The organism is Methylobacterium sp. SyP6R, from assembly GCF_019216885.1.
Classification (GTDB): Bacteria; Pseudomonadota; Alphaproteobacteria; order Rhizobiales; family Beijerinckiaceae; genus Methylobacterium.
Genome location: NZ_JAAQRC020000001.1, coordinates 4,097,958 through 4,117,116, shown reverse-complemented (window position 1 = coordinate 4,117,116; position 19,159 = coordinate 4,097,958). Strand labels below are relative to the sequence as shown.

Genomic DNA, 19,159 nt, shown 5'->3' with positions numbered 1-19,159 from the left:
GAGCCGTGTCCGGCTACAGAAGAGAAACATAGGGGAGGCCCGCCGATGGCAGAGGCAGACACCGCACGGGTTCTGGTGAACCCGACATTCCGCCAGTTGGTGCACGAGCGCACCCGCTTCGCCTGGATCCTCTCCGGGTTGATGCTGGCGATCTACCTCGTCTTCATCCTGCTCATCGCCTTCGCGCACGGCCTGATGTCGACGAAGGTTTTCGGTGGCACCGCCTCGCTCGGCCTGGTGCTCGGCGTGGGCGTGATCCTCGCCGCCTTCCTGCTCACCGGGATCTACGTCTTCCGCGCCAATGGCCGCTTCGACGACCTGACCCGCGACCTGAACCGGGACCTCGCCCGATGAAAAGCCTCGCCTTCAGCGCCCTGGCGCTCCTCGCCCCCACGGCCGCCCTCGCGGCGGGTCCCGACCTCGGCGCCGTGCAGCAGCAGGCGACGAACTGGCCGGCGATCGGCATGTTCCTGTTCTTCGTGCTGTTCACCCTCGGCATCACCTACAAGGCGGCCAAGGGCTCGAAATCGGCCGCCGACTTCTACGCCGCCGGCGGCGGCATCTCGGCCGGCACCAATGCGCTGGCGATCGCCGGCGACTACATGTCGGCGGCCTCGTTCCTCGGCATCTCCGGCATGGTCTACAGCTTCGGCTTCGACGGGCTGATCTACTCGACCGGGTTCCTCGTCGGCTGGCCGATCGTGCTGTTCCTGATCGCCGAGCGCCTGCGCAATCTCGGCAAGTTCACCTTCGCCGACGTGGCGAGCTTCCGCCTCGACCAGACCCGGATCCGCATCCTGTCGGCGACCGGCACGCTCGTGGTGGTGGCGTTCTACCTGATCGCCCAGATGGTCGGGGCCGGCAAGCTGATCCAGCTGCTGTTCGGCCTGCCCTACCTCTACGCCGTCATCATCGTCGGCCTGCTGATGATCGTCTACGTCGCCTTCGGCGGCATGAAGGCGACGACCTGGGTCCAGGTGATCAAGGCCTGCCTGCTGCTGTTCGGCGCGACCTTCATGGCCGGCGCCGTGCTCTACAAGTACGGCTTCAGCCCCGAGAAGCTGTTTGCCGCCGCCACCAGCGTCCACCCCAACGGCGACGCGATCATGGGCCCGAGCGGAAATCCGAAAAGCCCGGTGGCGAACCCGATCGACACCATCTCGCTCGGCATCGGCCTGATGTTCGGCACCGCCGGCCTGCCGCACATCCTGATGCGCTTCTTCACCGTCTCGGACGCGCAGGCGGCCCGCAAGTCGGTGTTCTACGCCACCGGCCTGATCGGCTATTTCTACATCCTCACCTTCATCATCGGCTTCGGCGGCATCGCCCTGCTGATGTCGGATCCGAGCTACTTCAAGCTCGCCGCGGACGGCACCTACGACAAGCTCGCCGGCATGAACGGCTCGACCAACATGGTGGCGGTGAACCTCGCCAACGCGGTGGCCGGCCCGTACTTCCTCGGCTTCATCTCGGCGGTGGCCTTCGCGACGATCCTGGCGGTGGTGGCCGGCCTGACGCTGGCCGGCGCCTCGGCGGTGAGCCACGACCTCTACGCCCAGGTCTTCGCCCGCGGCCGCACCACCGAGCGCACCGAGGTCAACCTGTCCAAGGGCGCGGCCGTGGTGATCGGCCTGGTGGCGATCTATCTCGGCTACGTGTTCGAGAACCAGAACGTCGCCTTCATGGTCGGCCTCGCCTTCTCGGTGGCGGCGAGCTGCAACTTCCCGGTCCTCGCGATGTCGATCCTGTGGAAGGGCACCACGACGCTCGGCGCCCTCGTCGGCGGCCTCGCCGGCCTCGTCGCGGCGGTCGTGATGGTGGTGCTGTCGAAGGCGGTGTGGGTCACCACCTTCGGCCATCCCGCGGCGCTCTTCCCCTACGACAACCCGGCCCTGTTCTCGATGCCGATCGCGTTCCTGGGGATTTGGATCGTGTCGAAGATCGACAACAGCGCCCGGGCCAAGCGCGAGCGGGCGGCCTTCGAGGCGCAGTTCGTGCGCTCCGAGACCGGCATCGGGGCGGCCGGCGCGCACGCGCATTGATGGGATGAGGGGGGCGGCAGCCATTGGGCGCCGCCCCTCAGGCGATCCGGATTGTATTGCAGAATGCATGACGCTCCCTTACCTTCTCGTGGAGGAGAGGTGTCATGCCCGCCAATGCCCGGAAGGATCACCCGATCTCGATGCGCCTGCCGGAGTCTGACCTGGCATTGATCGACCGGGCCGCGAGATTGCGCGGCAGGTCCCGCACCGACTTCGTCCGCGAGGCCGCCGTTCTCACGGCTGAAGAAGTGCTGATGGACCAGCGGCTGATTCGCCTCGATCCCGAAGCATTCGCGGAATTTATGAGCATCATTTCGGCGCCCGCCACTGTGGTGCCTGAAATCGTCGAGATCGCCAGACACCGCGCGCCTTGGGACAACCGAGACGACGAAGGCTGATACGTGGGCCTGTCCGCGCCCGAACCGCTCTGCGCGTCGCACGAGACAGCGGCGTTCTCGTGCGGCAAGCTGGTTCTCGATCGGTGGCTCAAGACACGAGCCCTGTCCAACCAGGAGAAAGGCTTCACGGCAGTGATGGTCGTGCACGAGGCCTGCCGGGTGGTCGGTTATTATGGACTGGCGCCAACGGCCGTCGTTCCGAACATTCTGCCGCGCGCGATCCGAACCGGGCAGCCACCCGATCCGGTGCCGTGCCTGCTGCTAGGCCAGCTTGCGACAGATGTCGGTTGGGCAGGGCGCGGAATCGGTAAAGGCTTGCTCAATCACGCGCTGACCCGCTGTGTGAAGGCGGCGGCGCTCGTCGGCGGACGTGCGGTCATGGTTCATGCGGTGGACGAAGAGGCCGTGGCATTCTGGCAGCGATGGGGATTCGTCGCCACGCGGAACAGCGAATACGAACTCGTCCGTTCGATCGCCGATATCGCCGCTTCGTTCACTGCCTCTCGGAGGTGATGCACGCCGGCGTGGGCATCGGCCGGTTTCCTCAATGCCCCCCCGGCTCCGCATGCGCCCGCCGGATCCGCCGCACCGTCCACCACACCCCCACCAGCACCAGCGGCACCGATATCGCCGTCCCGACCGTCGCATCGACCGGGACACCGGCATGGTGGACGCCCTCCAGCACATGGTGGACGAGGCTGGCGACGTAGTAGGTGATCGCCGCGACCGAGAGGCCCTCGACGGTCTGCTGCAGCCGCAATTGCAGCCGCACCCGGTCGTTCATCGATTGGAGCTGGGCCTGGTTCTGGCGCTCCAGGTCGATATCGACCCGGGTCCGCAGCATCTGCGCCGCCCGGGCGAGCTTGCGCGAGAGCAGGTCCTGCCGCTCGGCGATCGTCGTGCAGGTGCGGATCGCCGGGTTGTAGCGCCGGGCGAGGAAGACCGACCAGCTCGTCTGCCCCGGCAGCGCGTGCTCGCCCGCGGAGGAGAGGCGCAGACGCACCAGTTCGTCATAGGCCCGCGTCGCCCCGAACCGGTACATCGCCCGGGACGCGCCGGCCTCCAGCTCCGCCGCGAGCCCGATCAGCTCGTCGAGGAGGGCGTGGTTCTCCGAAAACCCCTCGCTGGAGCGCATCGCCTCCATCAGGGGCGGCAGGGCGGTCTCGATCCGCCGGATCGTCGGCCCGAGGCCTTGCGCCTCCGGCAGGCCGAGGAGGGCGAGCGTCCGGTAGGTCTCGATCTCGAGCAGGCGCTGCACCAGGGTGCCGGCGCCGAGGCGGCTCAGGCGCCGGTCGGCGACCACGATGCGGACATAGCCGTGCGGATCGGGCTGGAAGTCGGTGGCGATCACCGCCGCGCCCCCTTCCGCCTCCGCCATGGCCAGGGAGGCGGCGTTGAATCCCGAGACCGCGTCGGACGGCAAGCCGTCATTGACCGCCGGCACGAGGTGCAGGTCGACCGCGACGAGGAGCGGGCCGGGCTGGGCCACCTCCCCCATCGCGCCGTCGAGAGCGTCGGGCTGAGGCTGGAAGGCGTGGCCCTGGGGGTCGCCGAACTCCCAAGTATAGGTGGTGAACTCGCTGTGGCTCTCCCAGCGCAGGATCGCGCCGGAAAACACCACCCGGTGCTGCTTGGCCCCCGGCGCCGGGCCCGGATGCCCTAAGCCCGTGCAATAGGCCTCCAGCGCGTCGCGATCGGCCGCCGCGGCGTCGCCGTCGGTCAGGAAGGCGTAGTGCAGGAAGCGGCGGGGCGTCTTGACCGGGGTGAACGGCCGGGCATGGACCTCCGCCAGCACCCGCGCCCGCAGGGGGTGTTCGTCCAGCCGCATCGCGTCCGCCTCTCCTCACGTCGCCGTGAGGCTTGGCCGAGGCCGGCCCGTCGGTCAACGGGCCGGTTGGCCGAGGCCGGCCCGTCGGTCAACGGGCCGACCGGGGTTCCTCAGTGCCGGAAGTGGCGGTGGCCGGTCAGCACCATGGCCAAGCCCGCCTCGTCGGCGGCACGGATCACGTCGTCGTCGCGCATCGAGCCGCCGGGCTGGATCACCGCCGTAGCGCCCGCCTCGGCCGCCGCCAAGAGGCCGTCGGCGAAGGGGAAGAACGCGTCGGAGGCCACCACCGCCCCGCGGGCGAGGCTCTCGGGCAGGCCGGCGGCCTTGGCGGCTTCCGCCGCCTTCCAGGCGGCGATGCGCGAGGAATCGACCCGCGACATCTGCCCGGCGCCGATGCCGACCGTGGCGCCGTCCTTGGCATAGACGATGGCGTTCGACTTCACGTGCTTGGCGACCCGGAAGGCGAAGCGCAAATCCGACAATTCGGCCTCGGTCGGCGCGCGCTTGGTGACGACCTTGAGCGGCATGTCGTCGACGACGGCGTTGTCGCGGTCCTGCACCAGGAAGCCGCCGGCCACCGTGCGCCAGGCCTGGCCGGGGCTACGGGGATCGGCGACGCCGCCGGTGGTGAGGAGGCGCAGGTTCTTCTTGGCGGCGACGATCGCGACCGCCTCCTCGGTGGCGTCGGGCGCGATGATCACCTCGGTGAAGACCTCGACGATCTTCTTCGCGGCTTCCGCGTCCAGCGTGCGGTTGAGCGCGACGATGCCGCCGAAGGCCGAGACCGGATCGCAGCGAAGCGCCCGCTCGTAGGCCTCGATCAGGTCGGCGCCTTCCGCGACGCCGCAGGGATTGGCGTGCTTGACGATGACCACCGCGGCGGTCCGGGTGGGATCGAACTCGCTCACCGCCTCGAAGGCGGCATCGGTGTCGTTGATGTTGTTGTAGGAGAGTTCCTTGCCCTGGAGCTGGCGCGCGGTCGCCACGCCCGGGCGCGGGGCGCCGGCGGTGCGGTAGAACGCGGCCTTCATGTGCGGATTCTCGCCGTAGCGCAGGCCTTGCGCCAGCGTGCCGCCCAGCGCCCGGAAGGTCTGGGCCTCCGGCGCGGCCGCGATCTCGCCGGCGAGCCAGGTCGAGATCGCGGCGTCGTAGGAGGCGGTGCGCGCATAGGCCTTCTGGGCGAGGCGCCGGCGGGTCGCGAACGTGACCGCGCCGTCATGGGCGTCGAGGTCGGCGAGCACCGCGGCGTAATCCGCTACGTCGACCACGACCGCGACGTCCTTGTGGTTCTTCGCCGCCGCGCGGATCATCGCCGGGCCGCCGATGTCGATGTTCTCGATGCACTCGGAAGCAGGCTTGCCCGCGGCCAACGTCGCCTCGAAGGGATAGAGGTTGACGACGAGGAGATCGATCGCCGCGATGCCGTGGGCCAGCATGGCGGCCTGGTGCTCCGGGTTGTCGCGGACCGCGAGCAGCCCGCCATGCACGCCCGGATGCAGGGTCTTGACCCGCCCGTCCATCATCTCCGGGAAGCCGGTCAGGTCGGAGACTTCCGTGACGGTCAGCCCGGCATCGGTGAGGGCCCGGTGGGTGCCGCCGGTGGAGACCAGCGTGACGCCGCGGGCGGCGAGCGCACGGGCGAACTCGACCAGCCCGGTCTTGTCCGAGACGGAGAGGAGCGCGCGGGAGATGCGGGACAGGTCGCTCGCCATGATGACACCGGGTCTTTCGGTCGTAGGCGCCGGCCCGCGGAAAACCCCGAGCCGGCACAGGAATTTCCGGCGCGCCTAGCAGAAACCGCGGGTCGAGGCCAGATGTTGCGCCGCAAAACGGTGTGATGCGCTGTCCGGAAGCCTTCTTCCGGACAGCGCATCACAAGCCGGCGCGGCACTTGAGCGAAGCTGCTTGCCGTATCGCGAAGCGATGGATCGGCAAGCGTACGAGGCGCCGCGCATCTTACTCGGCGGCATCGGCCGTGGAGGAGCGCGCGCCCGGGCCGTCTGACGGATAGGCTCCGGGGGACAGACTTGCTATGAGGGGGCCGGCCGCGTCCGACCCCGGACGCGGCCGGTCGCGCCACGGGAGGCGGTGATTTTCTCCGACAGTCCCTGGGGAACGGGCCTCGGCCTGTTCGCCATCGTGTTCCTGGTCTTCGCGAACGGGTTCTTCGTCGCGGCCGAGTTCGCCCTGGTGGCGGTCCGGCGCAGCCGGGTCCAGGAGCTCGTAGCCGAGAAGCGGGCCAATGCGGGTGCCCTGCAGCGGGCGGTCGACAGCCTGGATTCTCATCTGGCGGCCACGCAGCTCGGCATCACCATCTCGTCGCTGGCGCTGGGCTGGGTCGGCGAGCCCGCCCTGGCCCATCTGATCGAGCCGCTGCTCGCCTTCCTGCCGCAGGGCACGAGCACCGCCGGCGCCCACGCCATCGCGGTGGTGTTCTCCTTCGTGGTCATCACCTCGCTGCACATCGTGCTGGGCGAGCTGGCCCCTAAGAGCCTGGCGCTCCAGCGCAGCGAGCGCACGGCGCTCGCCATCGTGCGGCCGCTGCGGGTGTTCCTGCTCGTCTTCCGCCCGGCGATCTCGTTCCTCAACGGGCTCGGCAACGGCGTGCTGCGTCTGTGCGGGCTGCAGCCGGGCTCCGGCGAGGGCTCGCTGCACTCTACCGCCGAGTTGTCGCTGCTGGTGGCGGCGAGCCAGGAGGCCGGCCTGATCCAGGAATCGCAGCAGGCGGCGGTGCAGCGCATCTTCGGCATCGGCGAGCGCCGGGTGCGGGACATCATGACCCCGCGCCACGAGGTCGACTGGATCGACGTCGAGGACCCGCGCGAGGCGGTGCTGGAGACGATCCGCGCCTGCCGCCACGAGCAGCTGGTGGCGAGCCGGGGCGAGATCCACGAGATCGTCGGCGTGCTGCGCAAGCAGGACGTTCTCAACCAGCTCCTCGACGGGGCGCCGATCACGCTGGACGCGATCATTCGCGAGCCGATCGTCGTCCACGAGGGCATGCCGATCCTGCGGGTGCTCGAGACCTTCAAGGCCAAGCCCGTCCGGATGGCGATCGTCGTCGACGAGTACGGCGACCTCGAGGGCATCGTCACCCAGACCGACCTCCTCGAGGCGATCGCCGGCGACATCCCGGAGACCGACGACGACGAGCCGATGGTGGTCGAGCGCCAGGACGGCTCGCTGCTCATCGACGGCATGATGCCGGCGGTCGAGGCCTTCGAGCGCCTCGGCCTCACCGAGCGGCCCGACAGCGACGACTTCTCGACGCTCGCCGGCTTCGTGATCTTCCAGCTCGGCCGCATTCCCACCGCCGGCGACGGGTTCGAGCGCAACGGCTGGCGCTTCGAGGTCGTCGACATGGACGGACGCCGGGTCGACAAGATCCTGGCCGAAAAGATGCAGGCCTGAACCTTCCCCAGGGTGAATCGGGGTTGCAAACCGTCGCCGTGCGGTTAGGTATCCGATTGCCAGATTATCCTGGGCGCCTCCGCAGACGAGGCAGGCGCCCGGCTTTCAACTCAGGAGTTCTACACTCATGACCCTCAACCGGACGCTTCTGCTCGCCGCCCTCCTGGCCGCGCCGCTCGCCCTGCCCGTCTCGGCCGAGGCCAAGCCGAAGACCGACCGCACCATCGCGGCCGTCGACACCGATTCGGACGGCACGATCGACCTCGCCGAGGCCAAGGCCGCCGCCGGCGCGGTGTTCGACAAGCTCGAGAAGGATGCCGACGGCACCCTCGACACCAAGGAGCTGCAGGGCCGCGTCAGCCGCAAGGACATGAAGCAGGCCGATCCGGACAATGACGGCACCCTGGACAAGAACGAGTACCTCGCCCTGGTCGAGGCCCGCTTCAAGCTGGCCGACCCGGACAACGACGGCACCCTCGACGCCAAGGAAATGCGCACCCCGGCCGGCAAGGCCCTGGCGCGCCTGCTGAAGTAAGGACTGTGAGGCGGGGCGGCCCCTGGCGGGCCGCCCCACACTTCCCTGATCAGTCGCAGCGCTCGCTGTGCACGGTCTTGCTGTCGCCGTACTCGTTGGTCTTCTTCACGGTCTTGGTCTCGCAGCCGCCGACGGAGCCGGTGGACTCGACCGAGCGCTTCTCGATCACGGTGCTGCGCTCCACCGGCGCGGAATCGCGGCGGATCACCGTCACGTCCTCGGCAAGGGCCGGAACCGTGACGAGGGCGCCGAGGGCCGCGAGGGTGACGAGGCGGAAGGACATGCCGATCTCCAGGCTTGAGCGTCGAATCGTGCTGCAAACGCCATAGTCAAGCCGACGGTTCCTTAGTTTTCACACAGTCTCACGAAGCGTCGGGCGGCGATCCGGGCGATGTGCCGGCCTTGGGCGTTTTGCGCCTTGCGGATGCCCTCAAAACGGCGTGAATCGCGGTTGAATTGCCGCAGAGCCGCGGGCCGGACCGCTGGGCCCCGCGCCAGGAGACCACCACCGTGCCCGCAGCCGGCCCCGTCGACCGCAGCTCATCGGGAGAGGCGGAGCAAGCCGGCCTTCCGGCACGCCTGGCGCAGGCCTGGCGCGTGGCCGGGCTGCCGATCCCGCAGCATGCCTGGTTCTGGATCGGCATCCTGCTGCTCAGCGCCGGGGCCGGCCTGCTCTACGACGCATTGTTCCAGAACGGCATCCCGTTGGTGGCGGCGATCCACGGCTTCTTCATCGGCGCCTGCGCGCTGCTGATGGAGCGCGGCACCCTGCTGCCGCGGCTGCAGGCGCGGCTTCGCCGCCTTCCGACCTTCCTCTACGTGCCGATCGCCGAGCTCGCCTATGTCGGCATGATCACGCTGGGTCATGCCACGGGCGGCGTGATCGTCTGGGTCACCGGGCTGACGCCCGAGCCCTTCGCGGTGGCGGTGGTGCCCTCGCTCCGGGTCCTGGTCTACGCGCTCGCCGTCTCGGCGCTCCTCGTCTTCGTGGTGCGGATGCGCGACCTCATCGGCGCCGAGGTCTTCGTCAACCTGCTGGTCGGGCGCTATCACCGGCCGGTGGAAGAGGAGCGGATCTTCCTGTTCGTCGACGTCGTCGGCTCGACGGCCTACGCGGAGACCCACGGCGCCCTCAAGACCCAGGCCTTCCTCGGCGCGGTCTTCGCGACTTTGGCCGAGCCGGTGCGGCGCTGCCAGGGCTCGACCGACGACTTCATCGGCGACATGGCGATGATCACCTGGCCGATGGCCCGCGGCCTGCAGGATGCGCGCTGCGTCGCCTGCGTGCTGGCGATCCAGGAGAGCCTGACCCGGGACGCGGCGGCCTGGGAGGAGCGGTTCGGTGCCGTGCCGCGCATCCGGGCCGCCCTGCATGGCGGGCCGGTCGTCACCGCCGAGGTCGGGGTCGACCGGCACAAGATCGCGTATTTCGGCGATGCGGTGAACGTCACGGCCCGGCTCGAGGCCCTGTGCCGGACCCTCGACGCGCCGGTGCTGATCTCCGGCGACCTCCTGGGCAAGCTGCCCCGCCTGCCCGACGGGGTGCGGGCCCGGCCGCTCGGCGAGCACGCCGTGCGCGGGCGCGACCAGGTCCTGGCGGTCGCCGCCCTGGAGCCCGCCCCGCGCCCTGTCCGCGCGGCCGCCTGAACGCGGGAGGCACGGCCGGACGGCGAGACGCAAAGACCGTACGCGCCTCCGATATGGCGGCACCATGCCGGGTTTCGCCACGGTCGCGATCCGGTCCGCTCCCGTCCAGCATAAGTCGGCCGGCCCTGTCGCAGCCATGGGCGATCGTCTGTCCGGAAGGCGTCCACGTCCGGTTGCCCTCGGACATCGATTCCAACATTTGTTTATCGAAGACCGGGCCGGCGGATCGCGACCGCGTGTTCGACCCGGGCGCGGCGCCCGATTCACGGCTGATCTGTTCGCGCGTGATGGAATTGCGTTGATGTCGATCAACGGTTAACACTTATTGAACCTGCCGGCATCCCACGGTTGCTGCGGTCGCGGCGCCCCCTTCTGCCGGGCACCATCAACGACCAATATGTGTTCTTCCTTTCATCCGAAAGGTGCTGTCCCGGCTCCTCGGACATAAGCCGAAGAGGATAGAGCCGGTGTCCCACCCTCCGCCGAGTTGGATGGCAGGACGCCAACGGTGAACGCAGCACAACCTTACCCTGCAACCGGCTTCAACAAGAATTTCGGCGAACGCTTGACCGAAGGCGAGAGCCGCTTCTTTTTCCTCTTGCGATTGCCGTCATGCCATCATAGTTGCACGGGTAAGCAAAGACAGACCTGCCCCGCGGCATCGGGGGACTGAGGGCGGAATGTCTAAGCGTCTTGCAGGATCTACCCTGAGAAGAGGGCCGACGTGATGAGTGAGAGTGAGGCGTCGACGAACCATATCGGGCTCGCGGCGGATATCGTGGCGGCTTTCGTGAGCAACAATTCGGTCCCGGCCGCCGATCTGCCGAGCCTGATCGTTTCGGTTCATTCCGCCCTGGGCGGCCTCGGTCGCGGCGTCGCGGCCGAACAGGCCGAGCCCCTGACCCCGGCGGTTCCGATCAAGAAGTCGATCATGCCGGATTATCTCGTCTGTTTGGAAGACGGCAAGAAGTTCAAGTCGCTGAAACGCCACCTGCGCACGCGATACGGCCTGTCGCCCGAGGATTACCGGGCACGCTGGAATCTTTCGCCCGACTATCCGATGGTGGCACCGAACTATGCGGCGGCTCGTTCGGAACTGGCGAAGACCATGGGCCTTGGGCAGCAGCGGCGCAAGTCCCTGCGCGGCGGCACGGGTAACGGGCACGACCTGGACGTCGAGGACTGACCGGCCCGGCGGCCGTACCCGCCCGATCTAAACACGCTCAGGTTGCAAATCCCGGGCGCCCTAATCCCAGTCGGGATTGGGACGTTCGCCGATGAGGCAGTTGGCCCTGGGCTCGCCCTGGGCCGGCCGCACGAGCGGCCCGGCCGTCTCCCGGCCCGCCACCTCGCGGATGATCTTGGTGCGGATCGCCGCCGCGAACTGGTCGCGCTCGCGGACAGGCACCATGAAGCTGCCGCTGCCGCCGATGACGCAGTCGCGATAATAGAGGTCGAGGTCCTTGATGTCCCAGGGACCGCTGGGCTCGCGGATCATCAGCGGCAAGCCGTTGATGACGATGCCCTGCCCGACGGCGTCGTCCCGCGCCTTGGTGACGGAGCGGCCCTGGTTGTTCGGGCCGTCGCCCGAGACGTCGATCACCCGCCGCGTCGCCTCGAAGCCGCTGCCGGCCAGGAGGCCGGCGGAGAAGTCGATGGCGCTGGCGATCGAGGTCCAGGTCGAGCGCCGGGGCGGGCTCTGGCCCAGCCGGTCGGCGAAGCCGGCCGCCTCCTCGGGCCCGGCGATCAGCGTCCAGGGCACCACGACCCGCTGGTTGCCGACACCGGCCCACTCGACATAGGTGACGGCGATGCGCCCGACCATGCCCTGGCGGATCGCCTGGTGGACCGCCGGATTGCGGAACGCCTCGACGTAGCCCTCCCGCTGCACCGCCTGCTCGTCGCCGGTCATCGACAGGGAGACGTCGACGGCGAGCACCAGGGCGACATCGACCTCGACCGGGTCGCCCCCCGCCCGGACCGGGGGCCCGGCCGCGCCGGCCACGAGCAGGCAGGCGAGAAGCGCGACGACGCGTGATCTCATCCGGGGACTCCCCTGCGCCGGCCCGTGCGAGGCTCCGGCGAAGGGCCAGGATCGGATGCCCGCCGGCCCGAATGCAAGCGCCGCGAAGGCCTTGGCCTGACACGCTCGCGTGAGGCCGCATCTCCCGAGCCGCCTGCCGCCGCCGCGGAGCGCGACGCGTTCTGCTGTGGATGAAGCCGGGGAAAGGTGGCGTCTTAGGCTGGGGACAACGCCGTCCCGCCGACAATCCGGACCGATCCGGCCCCGCCGCGCGGCGCCGGATTCGTTCACGAGAGACCCGCCGATGCGCCGCACCTCCAGCCTCGCCGACCGCCTGTTCTGGCCCATCGTGGCCGGGGGTGCGGCGAGCCTGTGGTTCGGCCCGAAGGCTCTCGCCGTCGCCGGCCTGGTGGCGCTGGCGCTGGTCGTGCATCGGCTCGGGCGCGGCGGCCGCTTCCGGCGCCGGGTCCGGGCGATCGCCCGGCGGCACCGCGAGACCCTGGCCCTGCGCCGGCGGCAGGAAAGCTACGTCGACCCCTACGGCAACGAGATCCTGGACGGCTGGCTGCGTGAGCGCCGCTACTTCGCGGAGCGCACATTGCTGCCGCGGCTGGAGGCCGAGGGCTACGGCGACCTGATCGAGCCGCGCTGGGACGAAATCCTGGACATCGTCGAGGCGGCCTCGTTGAGCGTCGCGGCGCCGGACGAGGCCGAGGATCTGCCGGAGGACGGGATCGCCTACGAGCGCTACTGCGCCGCCCTGCTCGAACAGGCCGGCTGGGAGGCGCGCACGACGAAGGCCGCCGGCGACCAGGGTGCCGACGTGGTGGCGGAGCGGGACGGGGTGCGGCTGGTGGTGCAGTGCAAGCGCTACGCGAAGCCGGTCGGCAACGGCGCGGTGCAGGAGGTGGTGGCGGCCCGCAGCTACTGGGGCGCCGACCGCGCCGCCGTGGTCTCGAATGCCGGCTTCACGCCGGCGGCCCGCAAGCTGGCGGCGGCGACCGACGTGCTGCTGCTGCATCACGACGCGCTCGCCGCCCTGGGCGCGCGGCCGGGACGGCCGCGCTGAACCGGCATGGCCCGGCGAGGCCGCGTGCCCGACCCGGCTCTATTGCATCAACGTGCAGAGATTCCAGATCCGCTTGAATTCCTGCTGGGCGCGCTCGCGCTGATCCTCGAGCGCCACGACGGCAGGGCGATCGGCGGCCTCGGCTCCCTCGACCGGGTTGGGCGCAGCGAGCGCATCCTGCTTCGCGCCATCGACCATGGCATGCGACCGGGCCATGGTCAGAGGCTGAATCGGGGCCAGCGTCATGATCATTTCCTCCTCGTTGCTCTTGTTGTGCTTATTCTTGCGCCGGCCACTGCCGCGTTGCAATGCCCTTCGCACGAGAAATGGTCACGGCTAAGCGTTTATCGCGACCTGTCCCCACGCGAACACAGTAGGTCCGTCCGATGAGCACCGGATTCATGCCATGCCGCACGGCATGCCTGCCACACGGAGCCGGAGGCCGAGGGCGGGGAGAGCGGCGGCCGTGACCGGGCTGCACCGCTTGGCCGGGCTGCCCGGCCTCGCGCTCCGCGGCGTCGTCGGGCTGGTCTATCCGCCGAGTTGCATCGCCTGCGGGGCCGCCACGGCGGTGCCGCACGCCCTCTGCGCGGCCTGCTGGAACGAGATGCGCTTCATCGAGCGGCCCTATTGCGAACGGCTCGGCACGCCGTTCGCGGTCGATCTCGGTTCACCCGGCCTGCTCTCGCCGGCCGCCCTCTCCGACCCGCCGGTCTATCAGCGCGCCCGGGCGGTGGCGCGCTACGATGCGACCGCGCGGCGGCTGGTGCAGCGCCTGAAATACGAGGACCGCCTCGATCTCGCGGGCGCCCTCGGGGCGATGATGGCGCGGGCGGGGGCCGAGTTGCTGGCGGAGGCCGACGTGGCGGTGCCGATGCCGCTCTGGCGCTGGCGGCTGTGGTGGCGGCGCTTCAACCAGGCCGCCCTGCTCGCCCGGACGGCCACGCGCGGCAGCGACGTTCCCGTCGCACCCAAGCTGCTCGCCCGGGTGCGGCGCACCCGCCAGCAGGTCGGCCTGAGCCGCGCCGCCCGGGCGGAGAACCTGCAGGGCGCCTTCCGGGTGCCGGAGGCGGCGCGGCCGCTTCTCCTGGGCAAGCGGGTCCTCCTCGTCGACGACGTGCTGACCACGGGCGCGACGGCGAACGCCGCCGCCCGGGCGCTCCTGCGCGGCGGGGCGGCGGCGGTCGACGTGCTGGTCTTCGCCCGCGTGGTGAGCGACGGGCGCGACGTGATCTAGAGCACTTCACGATCGCGCTGCAAACGCGAAGCTCTCTGGGCCTTTGATTTTGCCGCATTTTCTACGGCGAACCGGCATCCACTTCGTCGGAAAATGCTCCGGCTCAGGCGCGCTGCACGCCGCCGATGGGGGTCTCCTGCTGGGCCGGCGCCTCGGCTCCGGCCTGGGCCAGCACCTTGCCGCGCGGACCCACCCAGACGCCGACCCACTTGCGCGACCACAGGGCGAGGCAACCGAGCACGACCGCCGTGAAGGCGGCGTAGAACAGGAAGCCCGCCGCGAAGCCGCCGGTATACTGCTTCGACAGGCCCATGGCGTTGGGCAGGATGGCGCCGCCGAGCGCCCCGACCTCGCCGATCATCGAGCCCGCCACCGCGGTGTTGGTCGGCCAGCGCAAGGGGACGAGCTGGAACAGGGCGCCGTTGCCGGCGCCGAGCGCCGCGAAGCAGAACATGAACAGCAGCGTGGTGACGAACAAGGTCGGCGCGGCGGTGAGCATCAGGAACGAGCCGACGGCGGCGAGCAGAACCACGGTCAGCACCAGGATGCCGCCGATCCGGTCGGCGAAGTAGCCGCCGAGGACGCGGATGCCCGATCCCATCAGGGCGGCCAGCATGGTCAGCCGCCCGGCCTCGATCTTGGTGACGGCGAACTGCTCGTAGAAGAAGGTCGGCAGGAAGTTCGACAGGCCGATGAAGCCGCCGAAGGTGATGACGTAGACCAGGTTGAAGGCCCAGCCGTCCTTCTCGAACAGGCACGAGACGTGCTGCTTGAAGCTCTGGTGCTCGCGGTCCGGCGGCTCCTCGGCGAAGACGATCATCACCGCGAGCGGGATCAGCATGAACAATCCGGCAAAGCCGTAGACCGCCTGCCAGCCATAGGCCTGGGCGAGCGGCGGCGCGAACAGCACCGCCAGCACGGTGCCCGAATTGCCGGCGCCGGCGATGCCCATCGCCAGGCCCTTGTGCTCCGCCGGGAACCAGCCCGAGCCGAGGGAGAGCGCCACGCCGAACGAGGCGCCGGCGATGCCGAGCAGCACGCCCATGGCGAGCACGTCGGTGAAGTTGTGCACCAGGAAGAAGCCGTAGGCCATCGCCAGGACGATCAGCGACATCTCGGTGATGGCGGCGTTCTTGCGCCCGATATACTGGGCGAGCACGCCGAGGGGAAAGCGCATGATCGCGCCGGCGAGGATCGGCAGCGAGATCATGAAGCCGGTCTCGGCCGGCGAGAGCTTGTAATGCTCGGTGATGAACGGCCCCATGGCGCCGTTGAGCACCCAGATCGCGAAGCAGAAATCGAAATACAGGAACGCGGCGAACAGGGTCGGGGGATGACCCGACTTCATGACGGTCTTGAAACTGGCCATATTCGGAGCCTCACGCACAGCCCCCGCGGGGGGTCTTCGACGCGCTTCAGGGTGAGGATCGCGGCCCGGGGCATCCCGGTCACGCTCTCCCGTCTGTCGGACTTCCGTGTCCAAGGCTCGGGCGTCTTTGCCCCGCGGGCCGTGAGGCCAGCCTGCTGGTGGATTTGCAGATCTCGTGCCAGCTGCGCATGAAGGCCTGCCGGAACTTCCGACCGACCGCCTGCCTCAAGGGCAGGCAGAATCTGGCGCGCGGGACGGCACGACGAGGATCGTCTGGTTGAGGGCGGGCGGGACCGCGTCGCGGCCGACCTTGGCCTGCGCCAGGTCGAAGGCCGCCGCCGCCGTCACGTCCCGCACCCGGTAGCCCCCCGAGATCCGGGCTCATCAGGCCTGGCACTGGCGTGCCGGGGCCGGCCTCCCGGTCATGGATCAGGCCCTGCACGGACGGAGGAGGCGCAATGGCCGACGCCCGCGATCGCGACCCGCACGCTCGTCCGGCCCACCGGCGATACGCCCTCGAACGGAAGCTCTCCCGGGCTGAGCAGAACACTCCTCAGGAGTACTGATCCCCGATCGACCGTGGCCGTGCCGGCGAACCGGTCGTAAGGTGCGCGGGCAAGATGATGGCGGGGAACGGGGGAGACCGCATGGAGATTTTCGACGGGCCGGAGGCCCTGAAGGCGGCGATCGGGCAGGAGATCGGCGTCGGCGAGTGGGTCACCGTCGACCAGGCGATGATCGACCGCTTCGCCGAGGCCACGGACGATCACCAGTGGATCCACGTCGATCCCGAGCGGGCGGCGCGCGAATCGCCCTACGGCGCCACGGTGGCGCATGGCTACCTGACCCTGTCGCTCGTGCCGCGCTTCATCGCCGGGGTCCGCCGGCTGGAGGGCCTGCGGCTGAGCCTGAATTACGGCCTCGACCGGGTGCGCTTCCCCGCCCCCGTGGTGGTGAATGCGCGCCTGCGCGGCCGGGTACGGGTGGCCGCGGCCCTCGACGTGCCGCCCCGGGGCCTGCGCACCACCTACGGGGTGACGGTCGAGATCGAGGGCGCCGAGAAGCCGGCCTGCCTCGCCGACGCGGTGGTGCTGCACCACTGGTGACCGGGGCCGATGGTGAACCTTGCGCCTCCTGACGGATTGTCGGGGACAAGCAGCGAGGCCGTAAGGATGACCTACGAGACGGAGCGGCGGGCGTTGCAGCGGGTGGTGGCGGTGGCGGGGCTCGTGCCGGTTCTGGGCGGGCTCTACGGCGTGCTGTTCGGCCAGGCCGGCCTCGGCGGGGGCGCCTTCGACGTCTCGACAGACAGCCACTTCCGCTACCTGTCGGGTCTTCTGCTCGGGATCGGCCTTTTGTTCTGGTCGACGATTCCGGGTATCGAGACCAAGACGTCTCTGTTCCGCTTCCTGACGATGGTCGTGGTCCTGGGCGGGTTGAGCCGGCTCCTCGGCCTGTGGCTCACCGGGGTGCCCTCGCTCACCATGCTGGCGGCGCTGGGCATGGAACTGGTGGTCACGCCGCTGCTCTGCCTGTGGCAGATCCGGGTAGCGAGCCGGGCGGGGGCGGAGGTGCTGTGAGAGCGACGCCCTGACCCTTCCCCCCTCTGCGCAGGGCTGTCCGGGGAAAAGAAAAGGCGCGGGCTTCCCCTCTCCCCGCGGGCGGGGAGAGGGCCGACGACACCTTGTCGCGTCGTCGGCAAGCGGAGGCGAAAGCCGGAGCGAGGGTGAGGGGGGCTCGACGCGTAAGGCTCCTCCGGCAGCGCCCCCTCATCCTCGCCCTGCGGGCTCACTTCATCGACGGCAAGGTCGATGAAGTCCTCTCCCCGCCCGCGGGGAGAGGGGGAAACCCGCGCTCTTCTCGTCTCGAAAGTTTCCCCGCACAGCCCTGCCGCAGAGGAGGGTTGAGGGGTCGGCGCGTCTCTCAATCCACCCGCGTCCACATCTGCTTCTTGCAGATCAGCCCGCCGAGCACGCAGCCCGACAGTTCGAGTACGTTCGGTCCCTTCATAGCGAGCTTGCCCGAATAGGTCTTCCCATCGCGAAAATTGTAGAGCGAGCCCTCCCAGCCCTCCCCGGCCGGCCGCATGTCGCGGGTAAGAGCGACGCCGATGAGGCTGCGACCGCGCAAGGAAGCATCGGGATTGTTCACGTCCTTGGTCTCGCCGGCCATCACCTTGGCGATGGTGCCGCAATAGCCGGCGCCGCAGCGGCTGATGCGGATCTGCGAATCTCCCCCGGGGGTGAGCCAGGTGCCGGCGGGCTGGGGGCCCGCCTGCGCATGGGCGAGCGCCGGTGCGCAGGCGAGGAACAGGGCGGCGAGAACGGTCGGACGCAACGGCGGGGGCTCCCGGTGAGCGAATCGGCGAGCCCCCGGCCTAGCGCCTTCGCGCTCGCGCCGCCATGCATTCAGGCGACGAGGTCCGGGAACGGCACGATGGTGGATTTCACCGTCTTCATCGCCATCGCGTCTTTCACCGCCTGCGACACGCCCTCCTGGGTGAAGGGATAGACCGTCTGCATCTCCAGCCACGGATATTTGTGCCGGGCGCGGTAGAGCATGTCGACGCCGAGCGGCAGGTCGTTGCCGGTGAAGGCCCAGGAGCCCAGCACGTTCAGGTCCTTGGAGCAGATCCGGTGCCAGGAGGTCTCGATCTTCCCCGCATCGGTGAACTGGCCCATCTCGACATAGGTGCCGCCGTCGCGCAGGAACTCGATCCCCTCTGGCCCCGCACTCGGGTGGCCCGAGCAGTCCATCACCAGGTCGGCGCCGAAGCCGCCGACGATCTCGCGCACCGCGGCGATGCGGGCCTCGGGGCTCGTGACCTTGGTGATGTCGATCGTGGCCTCGGCGCCGAACCTGCGGGCGAGGGCGAGACGCGGCTCCTCCGGCGCACCGACGCAGATCACCCGGCCCGCCCCCATCTCCTGGGCGGCGGCCACCGCCAGGATGCCGATCGGCCCGGAGCCCTGGATCACCACCGTGTCGCCCCACTTGAAACCGCCGGCCCGGGTCGCCCGGTTGAAGGCGCGGATGCAGGAGGTGAGCGGCTCGGACAGAGCACCGAGGCGCAGCGACATGTCGTCGGGAAGCTTGTAGACCTTGGTGCCCGGCAGCATCTCGAGATCGACATAGACGTATTCGGCCCAGCCGCCCCACAGGTGCGGCGCCTTGTCGAAGCCGAGATAGCGCCCGTAATAGACCGGGGTCAGGCACTTGTTGGCCTGCTCCGGATAATGGACGCAGTAATAGCAGTGCCCGCACGGCATCAGCGGCGGGATCATCACCTTCGATCCGACCTGGAGCGGCTTCTCCATGAAGTCGGCGGTGAACTCGTCGCCCTTCTCGACGATGACGCCGCCGATCTCGTGGCCGAGGGTGAACGGCCACGGCAGGGGCTTCGGCCAATGGCCCTTGAGGATGTGCTGGTCGGTGCCGCAGACGCCGCAGGCGCCGACCTTGATTAGCGCGGCCTTGCGCGGAACCTTCGGCCAGGGCACCGATTGGATGACGGGTTCCGCCCCGGGGCCCGCGAACGTGGCGACGCGGATCTCTGGCTTGCTCATCGGCGCTTCCTCGGCTGGCTGTTCTGGCGCGGCG

At 69.5% G+C, this 19,159-nt stretch carries 21 protein-coding genes; 12 read left to right on the top strand and 9 right to left on the bottom strand.

What is annotated here, in order from left to right; translation table 11 throughout:
- Positions 1 to 45 precede the first annotated feature (45 nt).
- The 4 genes from HBB12_RS18960 to HBB12_RS18945 all read left to right on the top strand — a co-directional run bounded on the left by HBB12_RS18960 (position 46) and on the right by HBB12_RS18945 (position 2,953).
- On the top strand, positions 46 to 354 hold the full coding sequence (locus HBB12_RS18960) for a DUF485 domain-containing protein (RefSeq protein WP_236990767.1): 309 nt from the start codon (positions 46 to 48) through the stop codon (positions 352 to 354).
- Positions 351 to 2,042: a cation acetate symporter gene (locus HBB12_RS18955; RefSeq protein WP_236990766.1), complete on the top strand. Its 1,692-nt coding sequence runs from the start codon at positions 351 to 353 to the stop codon at positions 2,040 to 2,042. The genes HBB12_RS18960 and HBB12_RS18955 overlap by 4 nt, the downstream gene beginning before the upstream one ends.
- A gap of 104 nt (positions 2,043 to 2,146) precedes the next feature.
- Positions 2,147 to 2,440 (top strand): type II toxin-antitoxin system TacA family antitoxin, encoded by a 294-nt coding sequence (locus tag HBB12_RS18950; RefSeq protein WP_236990765.1) that lies wholly within the window; start codon positions 2,147 to 2,149, stop codon positions 2,438 to 2,440.
- Positions 2,441 to 2,443: 3 nt separating this feature from the next.
- Positions 2,444 to 2,953, top strand: coding sequence for a GNAT family N-acetyltransferase (locus HBB12_RS18945; protein ID WP_236990764.1), 510 nt, complete (start codon positions 2,444 to 2,446; stop codon positions 2,951 to 2,953).
- A 31-nt stretch (positions 2,954 to 2,984) separates the two neighbouring features.
- On the opposite strand, the gene HBB12_RS18940 is transcribed toward HBB12_RS18945, so the two are convergent.
- Both HBB12_RS18940 and purH read right to left on the bottom strand, forming a co-directional pair.
- On the bottom strand, positions 2,985 to 4,268 hold the full coding sequence (locus HBB12_RS18940) for a DUF3422 family protein (RefSeq protein ID WP_236990763.1): 1,284 nt from the start codon (positions 4,266 to 4,268) through the stop codon (positions 2,985 to 2,987).
- A 110-nt stretch (positions 4,269 to 4,378) separates the two neighbouring features.
- The gene (purH, locus tag HBB12_RS18935) at positions 4,379 to 5,980 is read right to left on the bottom strand and encodes a bifunctional phosphoribosylaminoimidazolecarboxamide formyltransferase/IMP cyclohydrolase (protein ID WP_236990762.1); all 1,602 of its coding nucleotides are present in this window, start codon (positions 5,978 to 5,980) and stop codon (positions 4,379 to 4,381) included.
- 376 nt (positions 5,981 to 6,356) lie between these two features.
- Here purH and HBB12_RS18930 point away from each other — a divergent pair, with 376 nt between their 5' ends.
- Positions 6,357 to 7,679, top strand: coding sequence for a hemolysin family protein (locus tag HBB12_RS18930; RefSeq protein WP_236990761.1), 1,323 nt, complete (start codon positions 6,357 to 6,359; stop codon positions 7,677 to 7,679).
- A gap of 127 nt (positions 7,680 to 7,806) precedes the next feature.
- Positions 7,807 to 8,214, top strand: coding sequence for a lanmodulin LanM (lanM, locus tag HBB12_RS18925; protein ID WP_236990760.1), 408 nt, complete (start codon positions 7,807 to 7,809; stop codon positions 8,212 to 8,214).
- Between the two features lie 49 nt (positions 8,215 to 8,263).
- On the opposite strand, the gene HBB12_RS18920 is transcribed toward lanM, so the two are convergent.
- A complete protein-coding gene (locus HBB12_RS18920; RefSeq protein WP_236990759.1) occupies positions 8,264 to 8,497 on the bottom strand; it encodes a hypothetical protein in 234 nt (77 codons plus the stop codon).
- A gap of 323 nt (positions 8,498 to 8,820) precedes the next feature.
- Between HBB12_RS18920 and HBB12_RS18915 the strand changes: the two genes are divergently transcribed.
- Complete coding sequence (locus tag HBB12_RS18915; protein ID WP_442919371.1) at positions 8,821 to 9,861, top strand: adenylate/guanylate cyclase domain-containing protein; 1,041 nt, start codon at positions 8,821 to 8,823, stop codon at positions 9,859 to 9,861.
- 727 nt (positions 9,862 to 10,588) lie between these two features.
- Positions 10,589 to 11,047: a Ros/MucR family transcriptional regulator gene (locus tag HBB12_RS18910; RefSeq protein ID WP_236990758.1), complete on the top strand. Its 459-nt coding sequence runs from the start codon at positions 10,589 to 10,591 to the stop codon at positions 11,045 to 11,047.
- Between the two features lie 60 nt (positions 11,048 to 11,107).
- On the opposite strand, the gene HBB12_RS18905 is transcribed toward HBB12_RS18910, so the two are convergent.
- Complete coding sequence (locus tag HBB12_RS18905) at positions 11,108 to 11,905, bottom strand: DUF1194 domain-containing protein (protein ID WP_236990757.1); 798 nt, start codon at positions 11,903 to 11,905, stop codon at positions 11,108 to 11,110.
- Positions 11,906 to 12,188: 283 nt separating this feature from the next.
- On the opposite strand from HBB12_RS18905, the gene HBB12_RS18900 reads away from it, so the two are divergent.
- Positions 12,189 to 12,953 (top strand): restriction endonuclease, encoded by a 765-nt coding sequence (locus tag HBB12_RS18900; RefSeq protein ID WP_236990756.1) that lies wholly within the window; start codon positions 12,189 to 12,191, stop codon positions 12,951 to 12,953.
- Positions 12,954 to 12,992: 39 nt separating this feature from the next.
- Here HBB12_RS18900 and HBB12_RS18895 read toward each other — a convergent pair whose 3' ends face one another.
- Positions 12,993 to 13,199: a hypothetical protein gene (locus tag HBB12_RS18895; RefSeq protein ID WP_236990755.1), complete on the bottom strand. Its 207-nt coding sequence runs from the start codon at positions 13,197 to 13,199 to the stop codon at positions 12,993 to 12,995.
- 172 nt (positions 13,200 to 13,371) lie between these two features.
- Between HBB12_RS18895 and HBB12_RS18890 the strand changes: the two genes are divergently transcribed.
- Positions 13,372 to 14,190, top strand: coding sequence for a ComF family protein (locus HBB12_RS18890; protein ID WP_442919370.1), 819 nt, complete (start codon positions 13,372 to 13,374; stop codon positions 14,188 to 14,190).
- A gap of 103 nt (positions 14,191 to 14,293) precedes the next feature.
- Here HBB12_RS18890 and HBB12_RS18885 read toward each other — a convergent pair whose 3' ends face one another.
- The gene (locus HBB12_RS18885) at positions 14,294 to 15,559 is read right to left on the bottom strand and encodes an MFS transporter (RefSeq protein ID WP_236990753.1); all 1,266 of its coding nucleotides are present in this window, start codon (positions 15,557 to 15,559) and stop codon (positions 14,294 to 14,296) included.
- A gap of 225 nt (positions 15,560 to 15,784) precedes the next feature.
- Positions 15,785 to 15,916: a hypothetical protein gene (locus HBB12_RS34305; RefSeq protein ID WP_272913282.1), complete on the bottom strand. Its 132-nt coding sequence runs from the start codon at positions 15,914 to 15,916 to the stop codon at positions 15,785 to 15,787.
- 290 nt (positions 15,917 to 16,206) lie between these two features.
- Here HBB12_RS34305 and HBB12_RS18880 point away from each other — a divergent pair, with 290 nt between their 5' ends.
- Together HBB12_RS18880 and HBB12_RS18875 are read left to right on the top strand one after the other, a co-directional pair.
- The gene (locus HBB12_RS18880; RefSeq protein ID WP_236990752.1) at positions 16,207 to 16,665 is read left to right on the top strand and encodes a MaoC family dehydratase; all 459 of its coding nucleotides are present in this window, start codon (positions 16,207 to 16,209) and stop codon (positions 16,663 to 16,665) included.
- A 66-nt stretch (positions 16,666 to 16,731) separates the two neighbouring features.
- The gene (locus HBB12_RS18875; protein WP_236990751.1) at positions 16,732 to 17,139 is read left to right on the top strand and encodes a DUF4345 domain-containing protein; all 408 of its coding nucleotides are present in this window, start codon (positions 16,732 to 16,734) and stop codon (positions 17,137 to 17,139) included.
- Positions 17,140 to 17,482: 343 nt separating this feature from the next.
- On the opposite strand, the gene HBB12_RS18870 is transcribed toward HBB12_RS18875, so the two are convergent.
- Both HBB12_RS18870 and HBB12_RS18865 read right to left on the bottom strand, forming a co-directional pair.
- Positions 17,483 to 17,896 (bottom strand): DUF2147 domain-containing protein, encoded by a 414-nt coding sequence (locus tag HBB12_RS18870; RefSeq protein ID WP_236990750.1) that lies wholly within the window; start codon positions 17,894 to 17,896, stop codon positions 17,483 to 17,485.
- A 71-nt stretch (positions 17,897 to 17,967) separates the two neighbouring features.
- Positions 17,968 to 19,125, bottom strand: coding sequence for a zinc-binding dehydrogenase (locus HBB12_RS18865; protein ID WP_236990749.1), 1,158 nt, complete (start codon positions 19,123 to 19,125; stop codon positions 17,968 to 17,970).
- Positions 19,126 to 19,159: the final 34 nt, after the last annotated feature.